A 19,158-nucleotide genomic window follows, 5' to 3' on the forward strand; every position below is an offset into this window, starting at 1 on the left:
ATCACAGTACAGACAATGAATGAACAACGCGCCCAAGCTTATGTTAATTTAATTCAACAGTTGCTCACTTGTACTGATGATGAGGAACTCAATAATATTCTGCAAGCAAATCAGGAATTGATTGATCCCCAATTTTTGCAGGAGATGGAAAACTATGCAACAGGGTTAGAACAACAAGGAAATAATAATCCTGCTGCTTGGTTACGGAATATGGCGCAACAGTTGGGGCAGTTTCTCAACCCTCAAGCGAAAAGTATAGAGGAATATCAGGGGTTTTTATTAGAAGTATTACGAGCAGAATATGAGAGTAATGATCCTGCGGTGGTTTATCCTATCCTACAACGCTGTCAACATCTGTTAGATGATACTTTTGCCCAACTGTTGCAACAATTCGCTAGAAAATGTTTTTCTAAAAGGAATATCGAAGATGTGGCAGATATTGTGGGACTTATTGAAAATTTACGTAATAAACTTCAAGATGCCATAGTAATTGGAAATTTATGTAATCAAATTCGAGATTTTCCCTTGGGAAGTCGGGCTAATAATCTGGAAATTGCCATTACAGGCTATCAGACCCTTTTTGAAGTATATAATCGTGAAGCCTTTCCTTATGAATGGGCGAGTACACAAAACAATCTGGGAATAGCTTATGGAGATCGCATCAGAGGGGAAAAGGCAGATAATCTAGAGTTAGCGATCATTTCTTTAAACCAGTCTTTAGAAGTCCGTACCCGTGAAGCCTTTCCTTATGAATGGGCAACGGCACAAAATAATCTTGGTACTGTTTATAGAGATCGCATCAAAGGGGAAAGAGCCGATAATCTAGAGTTAGCGATAGCGGCTTATAACCTATCTTTAGAAGTATTAACTCGTGAAGCCTTTTCTTATGAATGGGCGAGTACACAAAACAATCTGGGAATAGCTTATGGAGATCGCATCAGAAGAGAAAGATCCGATAATCTAGAGTTAGCGATTGCTTCTTTAAACCAGTCTTTAGAAGTCCGTACCCGTGAAGCCTTTCCTTATGAATGGGCGAGTACACAAAACAATCTGGGAGAAGCGTATAGAAATCGTATCAGAGGGGAAAGGGCTAATAATTTAGAGTTAGCGATCACCGCTTATAATCTGTCTTTAGAAGTATATACCCGTGATGCTTTTTCTGAAGATTGGGCAATGACACAAAATAATTTGGGGATAGCCTATAGAAATCGCATCAAAGAGGAACGGGCTGATAATCTAGAGTTAGCTATAGCGGCTTATAATCTGTCTTTAGAAATCTATACTCGTGAAGCCTTTCCTGAACAATGGGCAATGACACAAAATAATCTGGGGGGTGCTTATCAAACTCACATCAGAGGGGAAAGGGCTGATAATCTAGAGTTAGCCATTGAATCTTATAATCTGTCATTAGAAGTATATACCCATGATGCTTTTCCTGAAGATTGGGCAATGACACAAAATAATCTGGGTGCTGCTTATAGATACCGCATCAAAGGGGAAAAGGCTGATAATCCAGAGTTAGCGATCGCAGCTTTAAATCAGTCATTAGAAGTATATACCCGTGATGCCTTTCCTGAAGATTGGGCAAGAACACAAAGTAATCTGGGTGCTGCTTATTATGATCGTATCAAAAAGGAAAAAGCAGATAATCTAGAGTTAGCTATTGCGGCTTATAACCTGTCTTTAGAAGTATATACCTGTAATGCCTTTCCTGAAGATTGGGCAAGAACACAAAATAATTTGGGTGCTGCTTATAGCGATCGCATTCTTGGGGAAAGGGCAGATAATCTAGAGTTAGCTATTGCAGCTTATAACCTGTCTTTGGATGTATATACCCGTGAAGATTTTCCTGAAGATTGGGCAGGGTCACAAAATAATCTGGGAACTGCTTATAGCGATCGCATTCTTGGGGAAAGGGCAGCTAATCTAGAGTTAGCTATTGCAGCTTATAACTTGTCTTTAGAAGTATTTACCCCCACTGCTTTTCCTATAGACTGTTTACGAACAGGACGAAACTTAGGAAATACTGCTAACCTGATCAAAGACTGGAAAACCGCCATCAAAGGCTACAACTTAGCGATCGAAGCAGTAGAAAATATCCGACTCCAAGCCTTAACCCCCCAACGACAACAAGAAATCCTCTCCGATGCAATGGATGTTTATCATGGCATTGTTCAATCCTATCTCAACCTCAATCAAAAAGATCGCGCTTTAGAATACGTTGAACGTAGCAAAACCCGCTATCTAGTCCAATTACTTACCGACCGAGATATCTATCCTAAAGGTAATATCTCCCAAACTATTAAAACTGAATTAGATCGCCTCCGTCGTGCCATTATTGGGGAAGAACAACAGTTAGCCATCCAAGAACAAACCCGCAATAGGGGAGTAATTTTAACCCTAGATCAACAAAGACAAGCTATCTTACCTGACTATACTCACCTCAATCATTTAAAACAAGAATTAAATCAATTTATTGCCCGTGAAATAACAAAAATAGATGAGGATTTTATCTTAACTCAAACGGTTAAGCCTATTCCCTTTCAAGACATTCTATCTTTAACCGATGCTAAAACTTGTCTTTTGCAATGGTATATCACAAGTGAGAAAATACTCGCTTTTGTTGTATCTGCTGATGGAAATATTAACCTTTGGGAATCTTCAGAAGATGATCGAGATAAATTAACTGATTTAATTAATAATTATCTACAGCTTTACTACTCCCAAAATGGCCATCAAGAATGGATAAATCAACTTTCTGACCTCTTGCAAACCTTCTCAGATACCCTACATATTAATGATATTCTGACACTTATTCCAAATACTTGTAAACGCTTAATTATTATTCCTTACTTATTTCTGCATATTTTACCCCTTCATGCTTTACCTATTAATGACAATCAAATATTACAAGATAAATATGATGTTCAATATGCCCCTAGTTGTCAATTATTTAAAATTACTCAACAACGTCAGTTAAACGATTTAAACTCTCTTTTTGCTATTCAAAACCCCCAAAATAATCTACTCTTTACGGATTTAGAAGTAGAAATCATTAAAAGTTTGTTTGTTCAAAGTGATATTTTAGCCAAACAAAACGCTACTGAAATCGCCATCAAAACTCATCAAAACTTCCCCTTAGCTAACTGTATTCATTTTTCTTGTCATGGTACATTTAACCCTAATAAACCCCTAGAATCTGCTTTAATTCTTACCAAAGAAAAAACAGATCAAGAAGATGGTTATTTAAGATTAGGAGAAATCTTTGAACTGAATTTTAAAAACTGTCGTCTTGTCATGCTTTCTGCTTGCGAAACTGGTTTAATTGATCTTAATTCTATTAGTGATGAATATATCGGTTTACCGAGTGGTTTTCTATTTGCAGGTAGTCCTAGCGTTGTTAGTAGTTTGTGGAAAGTAAATGATTTATCAACTGCATTTTTACTGATCAAATTTTATGAAACTTTACCCAAAAATCCCAAAAAAGGTGAAATTGCATTTAGTCTTAAAAATGCTCAAAAATGGCTACAAACCTTAACCCTTGACCAATTTGAACAAGAATTAGAAAGATTTCAACTCCAATTATAGCGGTGTGCAGTCGTATGAAGTACAGTGTCACGAGCTATAAACCATGCTAGGCAAGGCTTGGTCTGTATCTCACTCAAGCGCTTACCGCTATAGATAAAATCATCAATCAACTGGGAGGAGGAAAACGCCCAATTTTTAACGAGTCTCTGAAACAAATTCGTCAACGTCAACCCTATCCCTTTAAAAATCCCTATTATTGGGCGGGTTTTATTGCTACAGGATTTTAATCTGTCTCCTTACAAAAAGCATCTAAACCAATATCTTCGACAACAAACAAAACGACGGGAACAACTAAAGTAACGGGAAACTGTAAACATCCTGCGACAATTCCAATCAGTTTAAAGACTTTTTTAGTTTTGGCTGAACAAATAAAAGGACGACATTTTGTCGCTAATTCATCTAAATCTAAGCTTTTATCTGGTTCTGTTCCAGTTTCGCGCATTCTCATTAAAATGATTGCGTCTTGTAAGTTTCCTTCACATTCTTCAATAACATCAAGCGCGGCTAAAGCGTCAGTATTATCCGCTAATTCAACACGGTACTGAGCAATTTCTTCTGATGTTAACTGCGTTGTGTCTGACATAATACCATCCTTAAAGCTAAAACCAATTTTTTCCCATTATCTCACCTTATTAGCTCCTAATCCCACGAAATGCCGTGAGGAAAATCCCTAGCTTTAGGTTGTCCGCGACTTTATAATCGTCTCGTCGCTAACGGTTTTGACTTTACCGATGACAAGTTAATCCGGTCAAGATTAGCTTAGAAGACTAAGAATAAGCGAATTTTTTGGGGTGAGAATTTACTTTTGTCAAAAATTATTACATATTCGCAACAAAATAAACTTTTTTGAGCCAATTAATGTACCCTAATTAGACAAGGCGATCAATTATTTTGGCCGCCGAGATTTTTAATCATTATAAGATTGTTTCCCTAATCGCCAAATTAACAATTACATACCGAAAAACAATGACATCAGAATTTAAGTTTATTCCCCTGCAATTTCACTGGGTTGCTATCAATCCTAAACCGATTGGGGTTGTCTATTTTATCGGTGGTGCTTTCTTCGGCACTTTTCCCAATCTGTTCTATCGTTATCTACTCAAACAAGTGTTTGAACGGGGCTATACTATTATTGCTATTCCCTATCGTTTTACTTTTCGTCATTGGAATGTTTCCATAGAAATGGTCAAAGATTTGATTGGATTGAGAAAGGCTATTTATGAAGAAGCTAAGTTTTTGGGCTATGAAGATAACCTTGAGTTGTATTTAGAAGATCCCACTGCTGGTAATCCTAATTATTTTTGGATGGGCCATAGTTTAGGGTGTAAATATATCTCCCTTTTAGAGGTTTTAAGTGATGTGGAAAACACAGAACTAGAACAGGTTTTGAGTGGTTGTGTCGGCAAAAATCAAGCCGAAGATATCCAAAAATCGCTGAATAATACTGATATCCATGCCGTATCTCTGAAAAATCAACCCTCGCTTTTACTGGCTCCTGTAATTGCTGGCATAGATAGCGCAATTCCCATAGCTGCCCTAGCTAAATTAGTGCAAAGTTTGGGTTTAGACGTACAGCCAAACGTGCAGGAAACCCGTTGTTTAATTAGCAATAGTAACCTATTTCGACTCTTGGAAATTATCGCCTTTGCTAAGGATCTACAGGCTAAAGATACAGTAGCTTGGTTCATTAAAGAACTAAGTCAACAACTCTTAAAACCAGTAGTTCCCTTAGCCAATCGCACCCATCTAGCACCCCTTGGCTGGCGCAATGGCGACCAAGAATTAGCAGATAATGTGATTAAATCAATTCAGGAATTACGCGCTAAACTTATCTCCTGTTATCCCCAAAGTCAGGAAAAAGAGGAAGTCTTAATGAAGATGATTTATGAAAGTTAATCAATTGAGGATAGGGAGAGGTTGCTAACGGTCAATATTGCCACCTGAATCGCTTTTTCGATGGCTTGTTGTTTGCTTTCTAAACTAATCCCTTCCTCTTTGTTTCTTTCGGCAATCACAGCACAAATACAAGCGGCAGTAAATCCATAAACCCCCGCCATTTTAAATAAAGTTCCCGCTTCCATTTCATAATTGAGAATATTTAAACGTCGATATTCTTCCGTAATTCCCTCTAAATGGCGCTGAAGATAAGGGTTAGCAGAAGACACAATTCTTTCCTGTCCTTCATAAAAACTATCCACAGAAGCGGTAATACCTAAATGATAATTTACTCCCAAAAATTGAGCCGATTTGACTAGAGCAACTGTCAAAAAAGGATCCGCCACTGCGGGATATTCCGGAGGAGCAATATCATTAGCTGCACCTTGCCTACATAAAGCCGCTTGCGAGATAATAATATCACCAATTTTTATTCTATTTTGAATTGCGCCACAAGTACCAATACGAATAATAGTTTTAATTCCCACCTGTATTAATTCATTAACCACAATACTCAAAGATGGCGCACCCATGCCACTGGTAGCCAGAAGAATTGGGGTAGAATTATCTAGATAGCCAAGATAACTATTTAATCCGCGATAATCCGATAGTAAACGTGCATTTTGTAAATAAGTTTCAGCAATATAGCGCGAGCGTTCTGGTTCCCCCGATAATAGGGTGATAGTCGGTTTTACTGTGCCTAAATCCTCAAGGCTAAAGTTGAGATGATAGGGTTTTTGGTGAGATAAGTTATTGGACATTGAAGTGAACTAAATACTGAAAAAAGGTAAGGAATTGATTTTCCTTACCTGATGATTGTAGCCTTTTGAAAACAAATTTACACTTTTGCTGACTCTTTAACTAACTTATCCCAACCCAATTCCTTGAGGTTATTGTTGCGACGCAGGGGACGAGTAGCTAACTCTAAAATATCTCGCGCATTGGTAAAACCATGAATTTGAGCAAAAGTAAATTCTACCGACCATTTAGTGTTAATTCCCCGCGCTTCTAAGGGATTTGCATGGGCCATTCCTGTAATCACTAAATCAGGTTTTAACTCGTAAATGCGCTGAATCTGATTGTAGTTATCAGGTTTTTCGATAATTTTCGGGATGGGAACACCCATATCATTACAGGTTTTTTCTAGTAATGCTAATTCGGCCGCTTGGTAGCGTTTATCCATGTAGGGAATACCGATTTCATCACAAGTCATCCCACAGCGAATTAGGAAACGTGCCAGAGAAATTTCTAGTAAATTATCCCCCATAAAGAAGACCGATTTACCGCGCACAAGTTGCAGATAATCCTCTAAACTTTCCCAAATTTTTGCCTCTCTTTCTTCTAATCCCTGGGGTTGTACTCCCAAAACCGAACAGATTTTTTCTATCCAAGCGCGGGTTCCATCCGGACCGATGGGAAAGGGTGCGCCAATTAATTTACACTTACGACGACGCATTAAAGTGGTGGCAGTTCGTGATAGAAAAGGATTGACACCAGCGACATAATAACCTTCTTCAATTACCGGTAATTCAGTAAAACGTTTGGCCGGCAACCAACCATCTATTTTAATTCCTTGTTTTTTTAATTCTAGGGTTAAATTAGTCACAATTGGGTCGGGAACAGAACCAAATAAAACTAAAGGATGATGGTCTTTATATTCCGATTCTTCCTGTTTAATTTCTTCTTTTTTACGTCCAAAAGTTAAGAGTTTCTGGATGGCATTCCGTTCTTCTTTTTCATCTTCATGCTTAACTTTTTCGGGACATTTATGCACCATAGAAGCGAGGACGGTATCTTCTCCTTGGGTAAAGGCATAATCTAAACCATTAGCGCGTGCTGTCACGATAGGAATACCGATTTCTGACTCTAGTTTCGGTGCTAATCCTTCTAAGTCCATTTTGATGATTTCGGTGGTACAAGTACCGATAAAAACGATAACGCTAGGGTTTCTATCTCGTTTAATTTGTAAGCAGAGGCGTTTTAGTTCTTCGTAGTCTTTTAGTTGAGCGGAAATATCCCCTTCTTCTAATTCGGCCATAGCATAACGCGGTTCGGCGAAAATCATAACACCCATAGCATTTTGCAGGAAGTAACCACAGGTTTTTGTGCCGATAACAAGGAAGAAACTATCTTCGATTTTTTGGTATAACCAAGCAACACAGCTAATTGGACAAAAGGTGTGATAGTTGCCAGTTTCACAATCAAATTGTAAAGCGCTCGGTTCTTGAGTGGCAGTCATGTTTTTAGGTTCTCCTTAATTGCGGAATTGGTTTAGGTATTCAGTATGTGGATTGGTTTCAGGCAGTAAAGGAATGGCTTCAGCTTCTTGGATTTTTGCTCTTTCTTCTTCTCGTTTTTCGAGTTCTATCTCAGGGCCAAAATTTAAACCTAAAGCATCGACAAGTTTATTACTATCGTTGCTGAGAACACAAAAAGGACTCATCCACATAAATAATTGTGTTTCTAAAGCAGTAGCTACTCCCAGAATTAGATGAGAAGAAGGACGTTTTCCCCCATCAGGAGTGTTTATCCAAGAATTAGTAGCAGTCTTAAAAACCTTAATCCAAGCTTGATTAATTTGGTAGTAATCCAACCATTTATCTTTAAGTGCTGCTTTTAATTCCTCAAAGTTGCTCATTTTGTCCCCTTGACTGAATAATAATGTTCTCTCTATTAGAATTCCCAATGAGAGGGAAAAATTATCATCATCGAGTCCTCGATAAAATTCGTGGGTAGGGTGGGTTAGGTGACGATAAGTTAGGCTATTAACTAATAAGTTAATTATTCACTGTAACCCACCCAGAAAAAGAGTTTATTGGTGGTTATTGGTGGGTTTTGGTGGGTTACGCTGTCCCTAACCCACCCGACAAAATAATCTAAACCATCATTAGATCTAATTCCGCCTCGGCGTTAACTTTGGGTTTATCGGCATTAAGATAGAAATCCGATAATAAAGTGAATAATTCCCGGTCGGCAGATTCTTTGGGAATAACTCCTTCTGGTTTGGCTAAAATCTGATCGGCAATGTTGAGATAATAGTCACAAACATAACTTAACATCGGATCCTTGTCGGCCATTTCAAAGAGAGTTTGACCTTTAACTCTGGAGACGCGAATATCTTCAATTAAGGGTAAAACTTCTAACACTGGCATGGGAACATGATCTACATATTTATTAATTAAATCGCGTTTTGAGGTGCGATTACCAATTAATCCGGCTAGTCGCAGGGGATGGGTGCGCGCTTTTTCGCGGACGGAAGCGGCGATGCGATTGGCGGCAAAAAGAGCGTCAAAGCCGTTATCTGTGACAATTATGCAGTAATCGGCGTAATTTAAGGGTGCGGCAAATCCTCCACAGACCACATCCCCCAAAACATCGAACAAAATCACGTCAAATTCATCAAAAGCGTTCAATTCTTTTAATAATTTCACCGTTTCCCCGACGACGTAACCGCCACAACCAGCACCGGCCGGGGGTCCCCCCGCTTCTACGCATTTGACTCCACCGTAACCTTCATAGATAACGTCTTCGGGCCAGATGTCTTCGTAGTGAAAATCTTTTTCTTGTAGGGTATCGATGATTGTGGGAATCAGAAAGCCTGTCAGGGTGAAGGTGCTATCATGCTTGGGGTCACAGCCTATTTGTAGGACTTTTTTGCCTCTTTTGGCTAAAGCAGCCGAAATATTACAGCTTGTTGTCGATTTACCGATGCCACCTTTTCCGTAGACTGCGAGTGTTAAAGGCATGGAAGTTCTCCTAAATTTGCGCTTGAATGGTGAGTTTGTTTATCAGTGCTTTGATCGCCATTATTAACCATCTACCCACTCCTTGGAAAGAGGCTCAATTTTTATCTGCTATAGCTATAGTGAGATTTAAAGCGTAAAAATTAGATAAATAATTTTTTAGAGCTTATAGAGTTTCTGAAATTGATAAAAACTTATAAAAACAGCTTTGTTTATACGTTTACTTTAAATGCAAACAATAAACAAAAAACCGCCAAAGCTTTACAAAAACTCGATAAACAGGGTTTTACCGTGCCAAATCCAGATAAAAAAGGTCAAGATAGAGCCAGTCTAGAGACTGATGTCAGATTTTCGTGAATAATCATTACAATTTTCCCCGTCAGCAGATTAAATAAATCGATCCTGAGAAGGATGCTGAAAAAAGCTGTAGTACAATTAGAACAAAGTACCTGTAGGGTTTCCCATGCGAGTTAAGCAAAAAACGCTGACTACACTCTTGTTAGAGAATAAGGCTCCTAAATATCGTCCTTTTCTGGGTTTTTTTCTGGCTGGGGTTCCCTTGCTCTTTTTAGCTTATGTGGTTTCTTTCCAGCGCGCTTATCTCGACTGCATTAGGTTAAGTACAAAAAGGATAGATTGTCAATATGTCCAAGAGTATAATTTTCCTGTTTCTAGTCGGGAAAATTTTTCTTTGACTCACATTAAAGCTACGGCTGTCTATCAAGAAGTTTTTATCAGTGTTGAGCAGGAAAAAACTGTTAATAACACGGTTTTATTGGTCGGGAGAAATAACCATCTCTACATCGAGAATTTTCGGGATGTGCAGTCGGCTAGTGATTTTAAAACTCGATTTGAGAGTTTTGTGAATAGATATCAAACTCAGGAAATTATTGCCAAAAGTCCCCTAGATACCTTGTCAGCACTGCTAGAACACCACCATAATTATCCCTATTATCTTTGGGGTATGTTATGCTTATTGTCTGGTCTATTGTTACTTTATGATGCCAGCTATCGGGAGAGTTATGTCTTTAATCAGGGTACCGCTACCCTAACCCGTAAGCGACAACATTTAATTTTTAGAAGTGAAAGTGAATATCTTCTAGAGAGAATTGTTGAGGCAAAAGTAGAAGAGTACAAAGGCTTTTTGGGGTCTAATTACCGACGGATTATTTTAACCTTATCCAACGGGGAAAAAATTATTCTCAATTGCCGGTTACTGGAATCTATCAGTAACGGAAAAAGGGAAGAAAAAATCCTGGCAATGATTGCCGAAAAGTTAAACTTAACTCAAGAGGAACTGTTAATCTAAGTAAATGCGCTCTAGTTATTTAAAGTCTCTTTTTTTCTGTTTCCTATTAGTGACCGTGTTAGTTTATATATTGCGCGGCATGGGAATATTATCTTTTTTACCCGGAGGATTAATTTTGTTATTAATTCTCTCTTCCGTGGTGACGGGAATTATCTACGGAATCGATAAAACCCGCCGTTTTTAGGAAAATATTGGCTCTCCAGACAGAAACGAGAAGAGCCGAACGGTTCTACTGATAATGGTAAACCCAAACGTCAGTTTGTCAGCAATCCCACGGATAAAAATAACTGATGGTGAGCAATAGATATTTCTTTAAAATTGAGATGCAGCCGTTGCCAAAGGCTAACACACCTAGGCTAATTAACCGGGGACTAAAGAAGATTTGAGCGCAAAAATTTTCTCGATTACCTCTTCTACCACCTTATCAGGAGTGGAAGCGCCAGAAGTCACTCCGACGACAATTTTTCCCTCATTTAACCAGTTATCGGTGATAATTAAATCGTCCCCTAAAGGTTTATGTTCGATGCGATTACCGGGGAGAATGCGCTCGGCACTATCGATATGATAGGAGGGAATGGCACGCTCGATCGCTATTTCCTGTAGGTGAGTGGTATTAGAGGAATTATAACCGCCAATTACCACCATTAAAGAAAGCGGTTCTTTCACCAGTTCAAACATGGCATCTTGACGCTCTTGAGTGGCATCACAGATGGTATTAAAACTCATGAAATGATCTTTAAAATCGATCGGCCCGTACTTTCTCAACATAGTATGCTCGAAGAGTTTGCCAATTTCCTCCGTTTCACTTTTCAGCATCGTGGTTTGATTGGCAATACCGATATAATCTAGATCGCGATCGGGATCGAAACCCTGGGAATGTGCATTTTTAAACTTCTCTAAAAACTCGTTTTTATCGCCACCGTGGAGAATATAATTAGCGACATAATTAGCTTGAGCCAAATTTAAAACGATCAGATAAGTGCCAGCAAAAGAGCTAGTGGCGATCGTTTCTTCGTGATTATATTTGCCGTGAATAATCGAAGTGTGGTCGCTTTTTTTGTGCTTTTCCACGGAATTCCACACCTTAGAAACCCAGGGACAAGTGGTGTCCACAATCATGCAACCCTTATCGTTAAGTATTTGCATTTCCGAGACACTGGCCCCAAAAGCGGGTAAAATCACCACATCCCCCGATTCCACCACACTAAAGTCTTTTTGGCCATTTTCCACCGGAATAAAACCCACGGCCATGGAGCGCAGACGCTGATTAACCGAGGGATTGTGAATAATTTCGTTAGTAATCCAGATACGTTCCTGGGGAAAATGTTGACGAGTTTCGTAGGCCATAGCAACAGCGCGTTCTACCCCCCAACAAAAACCAAAAGCTTGAGCGAGATAGATAGTCACGTCACCCCGTTCTAAACGATAATTATTTTCACGAATTTTTTGGATCAGGTCGCTTTGATACTCATTGGTCATCGCATCCATTACTTCCTCTTTATGACCGAATCCCTTGCGGTTATAGTTATCCGATTGCTGTAGGGTGCGTTTAAAGGATTTTGTATCCATGATTCTCTGATAGGGGTATTGGTGGCGCTAAATTGGGCGAGACAGTAGCTTGCCATATATTAAACATACCTTATCTAGTCAGCGCAGGAGGCTTTTAGAGACTAGAGAGAAATTCCTCGTCGATATCGTAACCAAACTGTTGAGCGAAAAATTTTAAGCGAGATAAAGCAGGAATTTGCTGACTTTTCAGCCAATCAGACAAAATAAAGAGTTTTTGCATCACAAAAATCTCCAAAGCTTCGGGATTATATTGAATTCCTTCCCCGCGATGGAATTGATGGGGGACTAACATAGCAGCATAACGGGCGATTTCTCCCTGTTTTGGGTCAAGAATAAAGATTAGCCAGGGATAAACCGCATCTAAACGCAGAAACCACAGCCTGACTTCCGGTATCTCCGATAATTCCCGCATATCACCCTCTGCGCGAGGATAATCTATCTCTAATTGTAGAGCTTGTTCCAGTTCGGCGATCGCTGATCGGGACCGATAATCTTGAATAATAGTCTCTAAAGATGATAGATCCAGATTTTGAATCTGATTGGGGTTAAGAGCGATTTTGACAGTCATAGGGGCAAATAAAAGGTTATATCGGGCGAAATTACGGTTTTTTATCCCCAGATCGGCAATGATCTATCTCAGAAAATACTCTCGATCGGGACAAAAAAACTAAGTATGACTATTCTCTCACTCCGGAGCGAGAGAGCTTGGATTACCATACTGATACTACATCCCAGCGATCGATAGAGACTGTAGGATGAGGGTTGCATTTAAAACAAACAAAGGTTGAGTCTTCTCTGACGAACAATACACATTATTACAGTCCCCAGCACTCGCACCAGAAATAAAGGTACAATAGAACTGTAGAGATCTGGAGGGTTGCTATGTTTACACACAACTTAGATGACAGAAAACTGCCCCTCGATCGAGAAGGGAAAACTCTGCAAAAACTCACCTATCGTTCACCAAAAATCTACCACCTTGGTCACCCTAGCAATTTATCAACGGTAGGGAATTCAAGGATTGTGGGATTTAGAAGGAAAATTTTCCCTCGTTATTCTTGATGGAAGTCCTGCGGCAAAATTCCCTAGGCATTGCTGATGTCAAAAGTGGCAGTCGCATCAGCAGTTCCCTAGCTGTGATCCCATGGTTGCCACCAAGCAACTGAAGTATGACTAGAATATCATCCCGGATCGGCAAGGGGAACTGGACTAAAATCGCCAAGGTTGGATTTCTCCTGCAATTTAACCTCCCCTGCACACCGGGGGTTTTTTAGTCGGCAAAATCGGGAACCAGGGACAAGAATAAATTAGTCAATTTATGGGAAAATAAGCGCATCTTCTCGGCTTTTATCCCATGCAAGCCAACTTTTTTACTAATATCCTCTTACCCGTTGCCCTAGGCGTTTTAATGTTAGGCATGGGATTAGGATTAATTCTCGCCGATTTTCAGCGTATCACCCGTTATCCCAAAGCAGTCCTGATCGGTTTAGTCAATCAAATTATTATTCTACCGATCATCGGCTTTATTATTGTTTCTCTTTTGCCTCTCCGGCCAGAAATTGCCGTCGGTTTAATGATTGTCGCCATTTGCCCCGGCGGTCCTTCCTCCAATGTTTTAACCTATTTAGCTAAGGGAGATGTGGCTCTTTCTGTTACTTTAACCGCTTTTAGCAGCATCATCACCATTTTCACAATACCTTTTTTAGCTAGTTTCACTCTCCAGCATTTTATGGGAGAAAGTGCCGCCATCTCCCTACCCATTGGTTCCACTATGGCGCAGATATTTTTGATTATAGTTTTACCCCTGGTTATGGGTATGACTATCCGCCATTACTTTCCTTTACTGGCGACAAGTCTCGAACCGATAACTAATCGTTTAGCCGTGATTTTTCTAGCGGTTATTATCTTCTTATTAATCCTGAGAGAATGGCAACGTTTACCTTTATTTATCGCTCAAACTGGCATCGCAGTGATCATTTTAAATACGATTGCTTCCCTAATTGGTTTTTTCAGTGGTCGTTTATTTCAATTAACTATTCCCCAAAGAATTTGTATCGCCATCGAAGTGGGTATTCAAAGCGGCACTTTAGCTATTGCTATCACTGCCGGTTTATTAAAGAATCCCGATCTAGCCATTCCCGCAATTGTCTATAGTTTATGGATGTATGTCAGTGCTTTTATAGCTGTTTATTATGGTCGCAAAAAAGCAGCTTTGGTAAAATAGCTAAATGGGGTGATAGGATCTAGCTAAAAACTGATAACTGATTATGTTAATTGGTAAATATTTAACCCTAGAAGAATTATCTACCTGTTCCCAAACCTATCAAAAGTACGCATCACAAATCGATCCCTACCCAAAAAATCCCGCAACGATAACCGCTTGGCAAAATCTCGCTCACTTTATTATCGATCCAATTATTGATAATTTTGGTCGAGAAAAATTTCAATTAACCTATGGATTTTGTTCCAATGATCTGAGAAAATTTCTCCAAAAAAAAGACCCAATCACTGGCTTAAAAAACGGTAGAATCGATCCCAGTCGTGATCAACATTGCGCTCACGAAATTAATCAAAAAGGTCAATATTATTGTCAGCGATTGGGGGCAGCCTGTGATTTTCGGATTATCGATTTAACTAGCGATCGCCTAATAGATTGGATTTTAACCCAAAAATTACCCTTTGATTCTCTCTATTTTTACGGAATTAATCGCCCAATTCATATCAGCTACGGCCCCCAACATAAACGAGATCTATGGACTTTTACCCCTAAAGGAACACCGACTAAAAAAGGTTTACAATCATGGTTAGAAGCCGCTAAATCTATCGATTCTGAAGCTAAAAAATCCCCCAAAATAGGGGGATAACCAAGACTTAAAACCGTCTTCTTTTAGATTTCTGGTTCCAGATCGTCCTCCTCGTCCTCATCGGCCGGTTCCGTGGGTAAAGGAACCGAACCCATGTCTAATTTATCCCGCAATAACTTCTCAATTTCTGCCGCTACTTCTGGCCTTTCTTCGAGATATTTAACGGCATTATCGCGACCCTGGGCAATATTTTCGCCATTATAGCTATACCATGCCCCTTTACGAGTAACTACGTTAGTTTGTTCGGCGATATCGAGCATACAACCCACCTGGGAAATGCCTTTACCGAAGATAATATCAAATTCAGCAATCCGGAAAGGAGGCGCGACTTTATTTTTAGCCACCTTAACTTTAGCCCGAATTCCGTATTCCCCTTCCGTGCCTTTTTTCAAAGTTTGAATGCGACGGATATCTAAACGCACCGAGGCATAAAATTTTAAGGCCGTTCCTCCGGTGGTCACTTCAGGATTGCCGTAGGTGACACCGATTTTTTGCCGCAGTTGGTTGAGGAAAATCACCACACAACCGGATTTACCAATATTACCGGCAATTTTTCGCAGGGCTTTACTCATCAAACGGGCCTGCAAACCCACCTGATTATCCCCCATTTCCCCTTCAATTTCCGCCCTCGGCACTAAAGCGGCCACCGAGTCGATGACGACGATATCCACGGCCGAAGAACGCACTAACTGGTCAACTATTTCTAAGGCAGCCTCCCCCGTATCCGGTTGTGCCACCAGTAAATTATTGATATCTACCCCTAAATCTTCCGAATAGGTGGGATCTAAAGCGTGTTCCGCATCGACAAAGGCCGCCACTCCCCCAGCTTTCTGCACTTCTGCGATCGCATGGAGGGCTAAAGTGGTTTTTCCAGAACTTTCCGGCCCGTAAATTTCGACGATGCGGCCTTTTGGTAAACCGCCACCCAACGCCATATCTAGGGTTAAAGCACCACTAGGCACGGTTTCTACCCGCATCCGGGTCGCGTCTCCCAAACGCATAATCGAACCTTTGCCAAAGTTGCGCTCGATTTGATTTAAGACTAAACCTAAGGCCTTATCTCGATCGGGATTACTTGTCATTGTCGCCATTAATTTTCTCCCCAGTTTTCTTAAGTAGTACAGCAGTATGCAAAGATTGTAGCCTGTTTTAATCTTGATCACCAAAAAGTTAGAGACTTTTTCCAGAATGGTGATCAAAAATCAAAAGTTTTGATTTTTACAGCCAAGGCCGGCTCATCTGTTCTAATTGCGTCACCTCTTGCGCTTCTAAACTCCATCCTAACGCCCCGGCATTTTCCCTCGCTTGGGCCGCAGTTTTTGCCCCCGGAATGGGAATTACATCCCTTTGGGCGATTAACCAATTGAGGGCGACTTGTGCGGGGGTTTTTTGGTATTTTTCGCCCAATTCTTGCAGTACCCTTAAAATTGGGGCTATTTTCTCCAAACCTTCTTTTTTGAACCGCGAGTCAACTTTTCTGGCTCCATCGGGCAAATTCTGGCTTTCTGGGCTATATTTACCCGTCAGTAGTCCTTGAGCGAGAGGGCTGTAGGCGAGGATGGTGACACCTAATTCCTTGGCCGTGGCTAAAATTCCCTTAGTTTCTATTTTGCGATACAAAAGCGAATACTGCACCTGATTGACCGCTAAGGGAACCTCTTTTTTCGCCAAAATCTGGCTTGCTTGACGCATTTGCTCGGCGGAATAATTACTTACACCCACGGAACCAATCCGGCCGCTTTTTACTTCTTCCCCTAGGGCATTCATTAGGGTTTCTTGGCTAATTAGGAAGGTGAAGGGCCAATGTACTTGATAAAGAGCCATTTTATCGGTTTTTAGACGGTTTAAGCTCTCGTTAATGGCATTATGAACCGCATTCGCCCCCAATCGCCACGGTACGGGGGCAAATTTGCTGGCAATATCGATGGGAATATCAGTCTCTTGCGTAAATTTTCCTAAGAGTCGTTCCGATTCCCCCAGTCCATAGACTTCGGCTGTGTCAAAAAAGGTGATTCCTGCCTCTACTGCCGCTTTAAAGGCCTCCTCTACCTGACTAGCTCCGTATTCCTTGCCATAGTTCCAGAATAGTTTATCTCCCCATGCCCAAGTCCCGATTCCCAAAGCACTGACGGAAATTCCTGTTTGTCCGAGATTAGCGGTTTGTCTAGTCATATTCCCTACAAAGAATGACAGCGTTTCTCATTTAAAGATGAAGTGTAACCTATATTTGGTCTGACTCCCCACTAACCCCCTTTTTTGATTCCTGGAAATTCGCACCCATAAGTAATGGGAAAGGACTTGACTTTGCCGGCGACTTGCGCTATGCTTTTCTTAATAATGGGAATCTGTGCAAAATTTTTAAAAACGCATAGATTCCCATTATGAATAAAATCTTTTAAAAACATTATCTCAAAATCTGCCGACAAAAGCAAGCAAAATTTTGCCGATAATTGTTAAGTTTTGTTAACAAAGAAATACAGAGATCAGCAAGGTCAAAAAATCGAAGTCTCTTGCTGATCTTGTTTGTCGCTTAACCTATGATTAGGTTAGGCGAATTTTGCGCTTTGACTAATTGTTAGTGCTAACTTCCGTGGTTTCAACAATTGCCGTCGGTTGGCAGTAACCTGACAGAACGTAGGTTGGGTTGAAGCATGAAACCCAACCCCCGCTCATGTTACGAAGTGCGCTAACTCACCCTACAAATAATTGTGCTTAAGCTAAACATTGCCAGGATTTAGTTTCAAGAGACTTGTTGAACCAATAATACCCCGCTTGACTGGGATAGGAGCGTCAAGTCTCACCTACACAGACCTTTGAAAGTACCCCAGTGGAATGGGGAAGTTTACTGGTCGTTTATCGACAATGTGCAGTTGCTGACACGGACTTTTGGGAGTCAGATAAGACGGTAATTCCTAGCAAACATAATCAAGCAATCGGAATCGGTGTAATCGTAATCGGTTCCGGTGTAATCGTTATCGGTGGAAATATCGGTGCCACAAAAATTACATCGATAGCAGAATTAAAAGTACCTGTTACTGTCATAGCGGCCACTAAATCGTCAGCAGAACTTAGAGAACCGACAGTGGCATTATCACGGTAAACGAAGAAATTACTGCCAGGAATTGTGGGGATGGGGGGAGCCGAAGAGAACAAATAGTTGATTCCACTCCTGAGCTGCAACTTATCAACTCCCGCCTGAAAATCCGTAATACGAGCGTAATCATTGACACCAAAGGGAGCCGGGGAGCTAGTTAGGTAATAGGCCTTAGATGAATCCCCTAAAATAAAACGATCTACCCCACTGGCACCCGTCAAAGTATCAATTTCGTTAGTTCCAGGTGACACACTCGCACTATTAACGCCGCTCAAAAAATCATCGTTTGAACCGCCATTCAAACTATCATTACCGAGTCCGCCATTCAAGGTATCATTACCGATTTCGCCATTAATCGTGTCACTGCCGCCGTTACCCGAGAGTTGGTTAGCTTGGTTATCGCCAGTAATCGAGTCATTTTGATTAGTGCCAATAACATTATCAAAATTGGTCACCGTAAAAGTTAATACGGGACCCCCCACTACCTGCAAATTGTTAGTCGATGAGCCTAAATTGACATTAATAGACGCGGGAGATGCTGCAGTAGAAGCATCAATTGTATTGTTACTAACTCCGGCGTTGGCAATGATAGTTTCCACTTGGAACAGTTGATCTGTGCCGCCACTTCCTTTGAGAATAGTTCCAGTCGGTCGTAGGGTAATACTACTGGCAAAACTGCTGTAATTGGCCACATCGGCCCCCGCACCACCATCAAAAAAATCATTCCCTGAACCGCCAAAAAGAATGTCATTGCCAATGTCCCCGAAAGCCTAGTCATTGCCACTACCGCCGTCGAAGAAGTCATCGCCGGTACCACCATTGAGGACATCGTCACCGCCTAACCCGTAGAGGCTGTCGTTGTCATCGCCACCGTAAATCGTGTCTGCGAGAGAGCCACCCGTGAGACTGTCATTGCCATTCAGTCCAAAAATTTGCCAGCTATCCGCAGGTGTCCCGGGTGCCGTGAAAAGGTTAAGGTTAGCAAAGTCAAAGTAGATTTGAGGCATGGATGAAAACAATGTTATGAAATATTGATGAGGAAATTGTAACAGCCTA

17 protein-coding genes and 1 pseudogene are annotated in these 19,158 nt (G+C 40.6%); 6 read left to right on the forward strand and 12 right to left on the reverse strand.

What is annotated here, in order from left to right; translation table 11 throughout:
• Positions 1–15 precede the first annotated feature (15 nt).
• Complete coding sequence (locus tag IM473_RS03630) at positions 16–3,588, forward strand: CHAT domain-containing protein (RefSeq protein ID WP_287690355.1); 3,573 nt, start codon at positions 16–18, stop codon at positions 3,586–3,588.
• A 223-nt stretch (positions 3,589–3,811) separates the two neighbouring features.
• On the opposite strand, the gene IM473_RS03635 is transcribed toward IM473_RS03630, so the two are convergent.
• Positions 3,812–4,171, reverse strand: coding sequence for a hypothetical protein (locus tag IM473_RS03635; protein ID WP_002759164.1), 360 nt, complete (start codon positions 4,169–4,171; stop codon positions 3,812–3,814).
• 383 nt (positions 4,172–4,554) lie between these two features.
• Here IM473_RS03635 and IM473_RS03640 point away from each other — a divergent pair, with 383 nt between their 5' ends.
• Positions 4,555–5,484: a DUF1350 family protein gene (locus IM473_RS03640; protein ID WP_002759163.1), complete on the forward strand. Its 930-nt coding sequence runs from the start codon at positions 4,555–4,557 to the stop codon at positions 5,482–5,484.
• Here the strand turns inward: IM473_RS03640 and IM473_RS03645 are convergent.
• The 4 genes from IM473_RS03645 to bchL form a co-directional block, all read right to left on the reverse strand.
• Positions 5,481–6,284, reverse strand: a complete 804-nt coding sequence (locus IM473_RS03645) for a nucleoside phosphorylase (RefSeq protein WP_287657347.1) — start codon at positions 6,282–6,284, stop codon at positions 5,481–5,483. The genes IM473_RS03640 and IM473_RS03645 overlap by 4 nt on opposite strands.
• A gap of 77 nt (positions 6,285–6,361) precedes the next feature.
• Positions 6,362–7,762 carry a ferredoxin:protochlorophyllide reductase (ATP-dependent) subunit N gene (locus IM473_RS03650; protein WP_002773285.1) on the reverse strand — a complete coding sequence of 467 codons (1,401 nt, stop codon included), beginning with the start codon at positions 7,760–7,762 and terminating at the stop codon, positions 6,362–6,364.
• Between the two features lie 15 nt (positions 7,763–7,777).
• On the reverse strand, positions 7,778–8,161 hold the full coding sequence (locus tag IM473_RS03655) for a DUF5331 domain-containing protein (protein ID WP_287657349.1): 384 nt from the start codon (positions 8,159–8,161) through the stop codon (positions 7,778–7,780).
• 238 nt (positions 8,162–8,399) lie between these two features.
• Positions 8,400–9,269, reverse strand: a complete 870-nt coding sequence (gene bchL / locus IM473_RS03660) for a ferredoxin:protochlorophyllide reductase (ATP-dependent) iron-sulfur ATP-binding protein (RefSeq protein WP_002735653.1) — start codon at positions 9,267–9,269, stop codon at positions 8,400–8,402.
• A gap of 460 nt (positions 9,270–9,729) precedes the next feature.
• On the opposite strand from bchL, the gene IM473_RS03665 reads away from it, so the two are divergent.
• Positions 9,730–10,575: a hypothetical protein gene (locus tag IM473_RS03665; protein ID WP_287657350.1), complete on the forward strand. Its 846-nt coding sequence runs from the start codon at positions 9,730–9,732 to the stop codon at positions 10,573–10,575.
• A gap of 4 nt (positions 10,576–10,579) precedes the next feature.
• Positions 10,580–10,759, forward strand: coding sequence for a hypothetical protein (locus IM473_RS03670; RefSeq protein WP_287657351.1), 180 nt, complete (start codon positions 10,580–10,582; stop codon positions 10,757–10,759).
• Between the two features lie 176 nt (positions 10,760–10,935).
• Here IM473_RS03670 and IM473_RS03675 read toward each other — a convergent pair whose 3' ends face one another.
• Both IM473_RS03675 and IM473_RS03680 read right to left on the reverse strand, forming a co-directional pair.
• Positions 10,936–12,144 (reverse strand): 4-hydroxy-3-methylbut-2-enyl diphosphate reductase, encoded by a 1,209-nt coding sequence (locus tag IM473_RS03675; RefSeq protein WP_287657352.1) that lies wholly within the window; start codon positions 12,142–12,144, stop codon positions 10,936–10,938.
• Positions 12,145–12,238: 94 nt separating this feature from the next.
• Entirely contained in the window at positions 12,239–12,712 is a 474-nt protein-coding gene (locus tag IM473_RS03680; protein ID WP_287657353.1) for a CRR6 family NdhI maturation factor, read from the reverse strand.
• A 786-nt stretch (positions 12,713–13,498) separates the two neighbouring features.
• Between IM473_RS03680 and IM473_RS03685 the strand changes: the two genes are divergently transcribed.
• Positions 13,499–14,368, forward strand: coding sequence for a bile acid:sodium symporter family protein (locus tag IM473_RS03685; RefSeq protein ID WP_287657356.1), 870 nt, complete (start codon positions 13,499–13,501; stop codon positions 14,366–14,368).
• Positions 14,369–14,411: 43 nt separating this feature from the next.
• A complete protein-coding gene (locus tag IM473_RS03690; RefSeq protein ID WP_287657358.1) occupies positions 14,412–15,008 on the forward strand; it encodes a hypothetical protein in 597 nt (198 codons plus the stop codon).
• A 23-nt stretch (positions 15,009–15,031) separates the two neighbouring features.
• Here IM473_RS03690 and recA read toward each other — a convergent pair whose 3' ends face one another.
• The 5 genes and pseudogenes from recA to IM473_RS03715 all read right to left on the reverse strand — a co-directional run bounded on the left by recA (position 15,032) and on the right by IM473_RS03715 (position 19,109).
• A complete protein-coding gene (gene recA / locus IM473_RS03695; RefSeq protein ID WP_002800964.1) occupies positions 15,032–16,099 on the reverse strand; it encodes a recombinase RecA in 1,068 nt (355 codons plus the stop codon).
• 127 nt (positions 16,100–16,226) lie between these two features.
• Positions 16,227–17,180 carry an aldo/keto reductase gene (locus tag IM473_RS03700; protein ID WP_287657360.1) on the reverse strand — a complete coding sequence of 318 codons (954 nt, stop codon included), beginning with the start codon at positions 17,178–17,180 and terminating at the stop codon, positions 16,227–16,229.
• A gap of 753 nt (positions 17,181–17,933) precedes the next feature.
• Complete coding sequence (locus tag IM473_RS03710; RefSeq protein WP_407069680.1) at positions 17,934–18,794, reverse strand: calcium-binding protein; 861 nt, start codon at positions 18,792–18,794, stop codon at positions 17,934–17,936.
• 6 nt (positions 18,795–18,800) lie between these two features.
• Positions 18,801–18,860: pseudogene (locus IM473_RS22660) on the reverse strand (hypothetical protein); the annotation flags it as partial.
• Between the two features lie 12 nt (positions 18,861–18,872).
• Complete coding sequence (locus IM473_RS03715; protein ID WP_287657361.1) at positions 18,873–19,109, reverse strand: calcium-binding protein; 237 nt, start codon at positions 19,107–19,109, stop codon at positions 18,873–18,875.
• Positions 19,110–19,158 lie beyond the last annotated feature (49 nt).

This window comes from Microcystis sp. M015S2, assembly GCF_020245945.1.
GTDB lineage: Bacteria > Cyanobacteriota > Cyanobacteriia > Cyanobacteriales > Microcystaceae > Microcystis.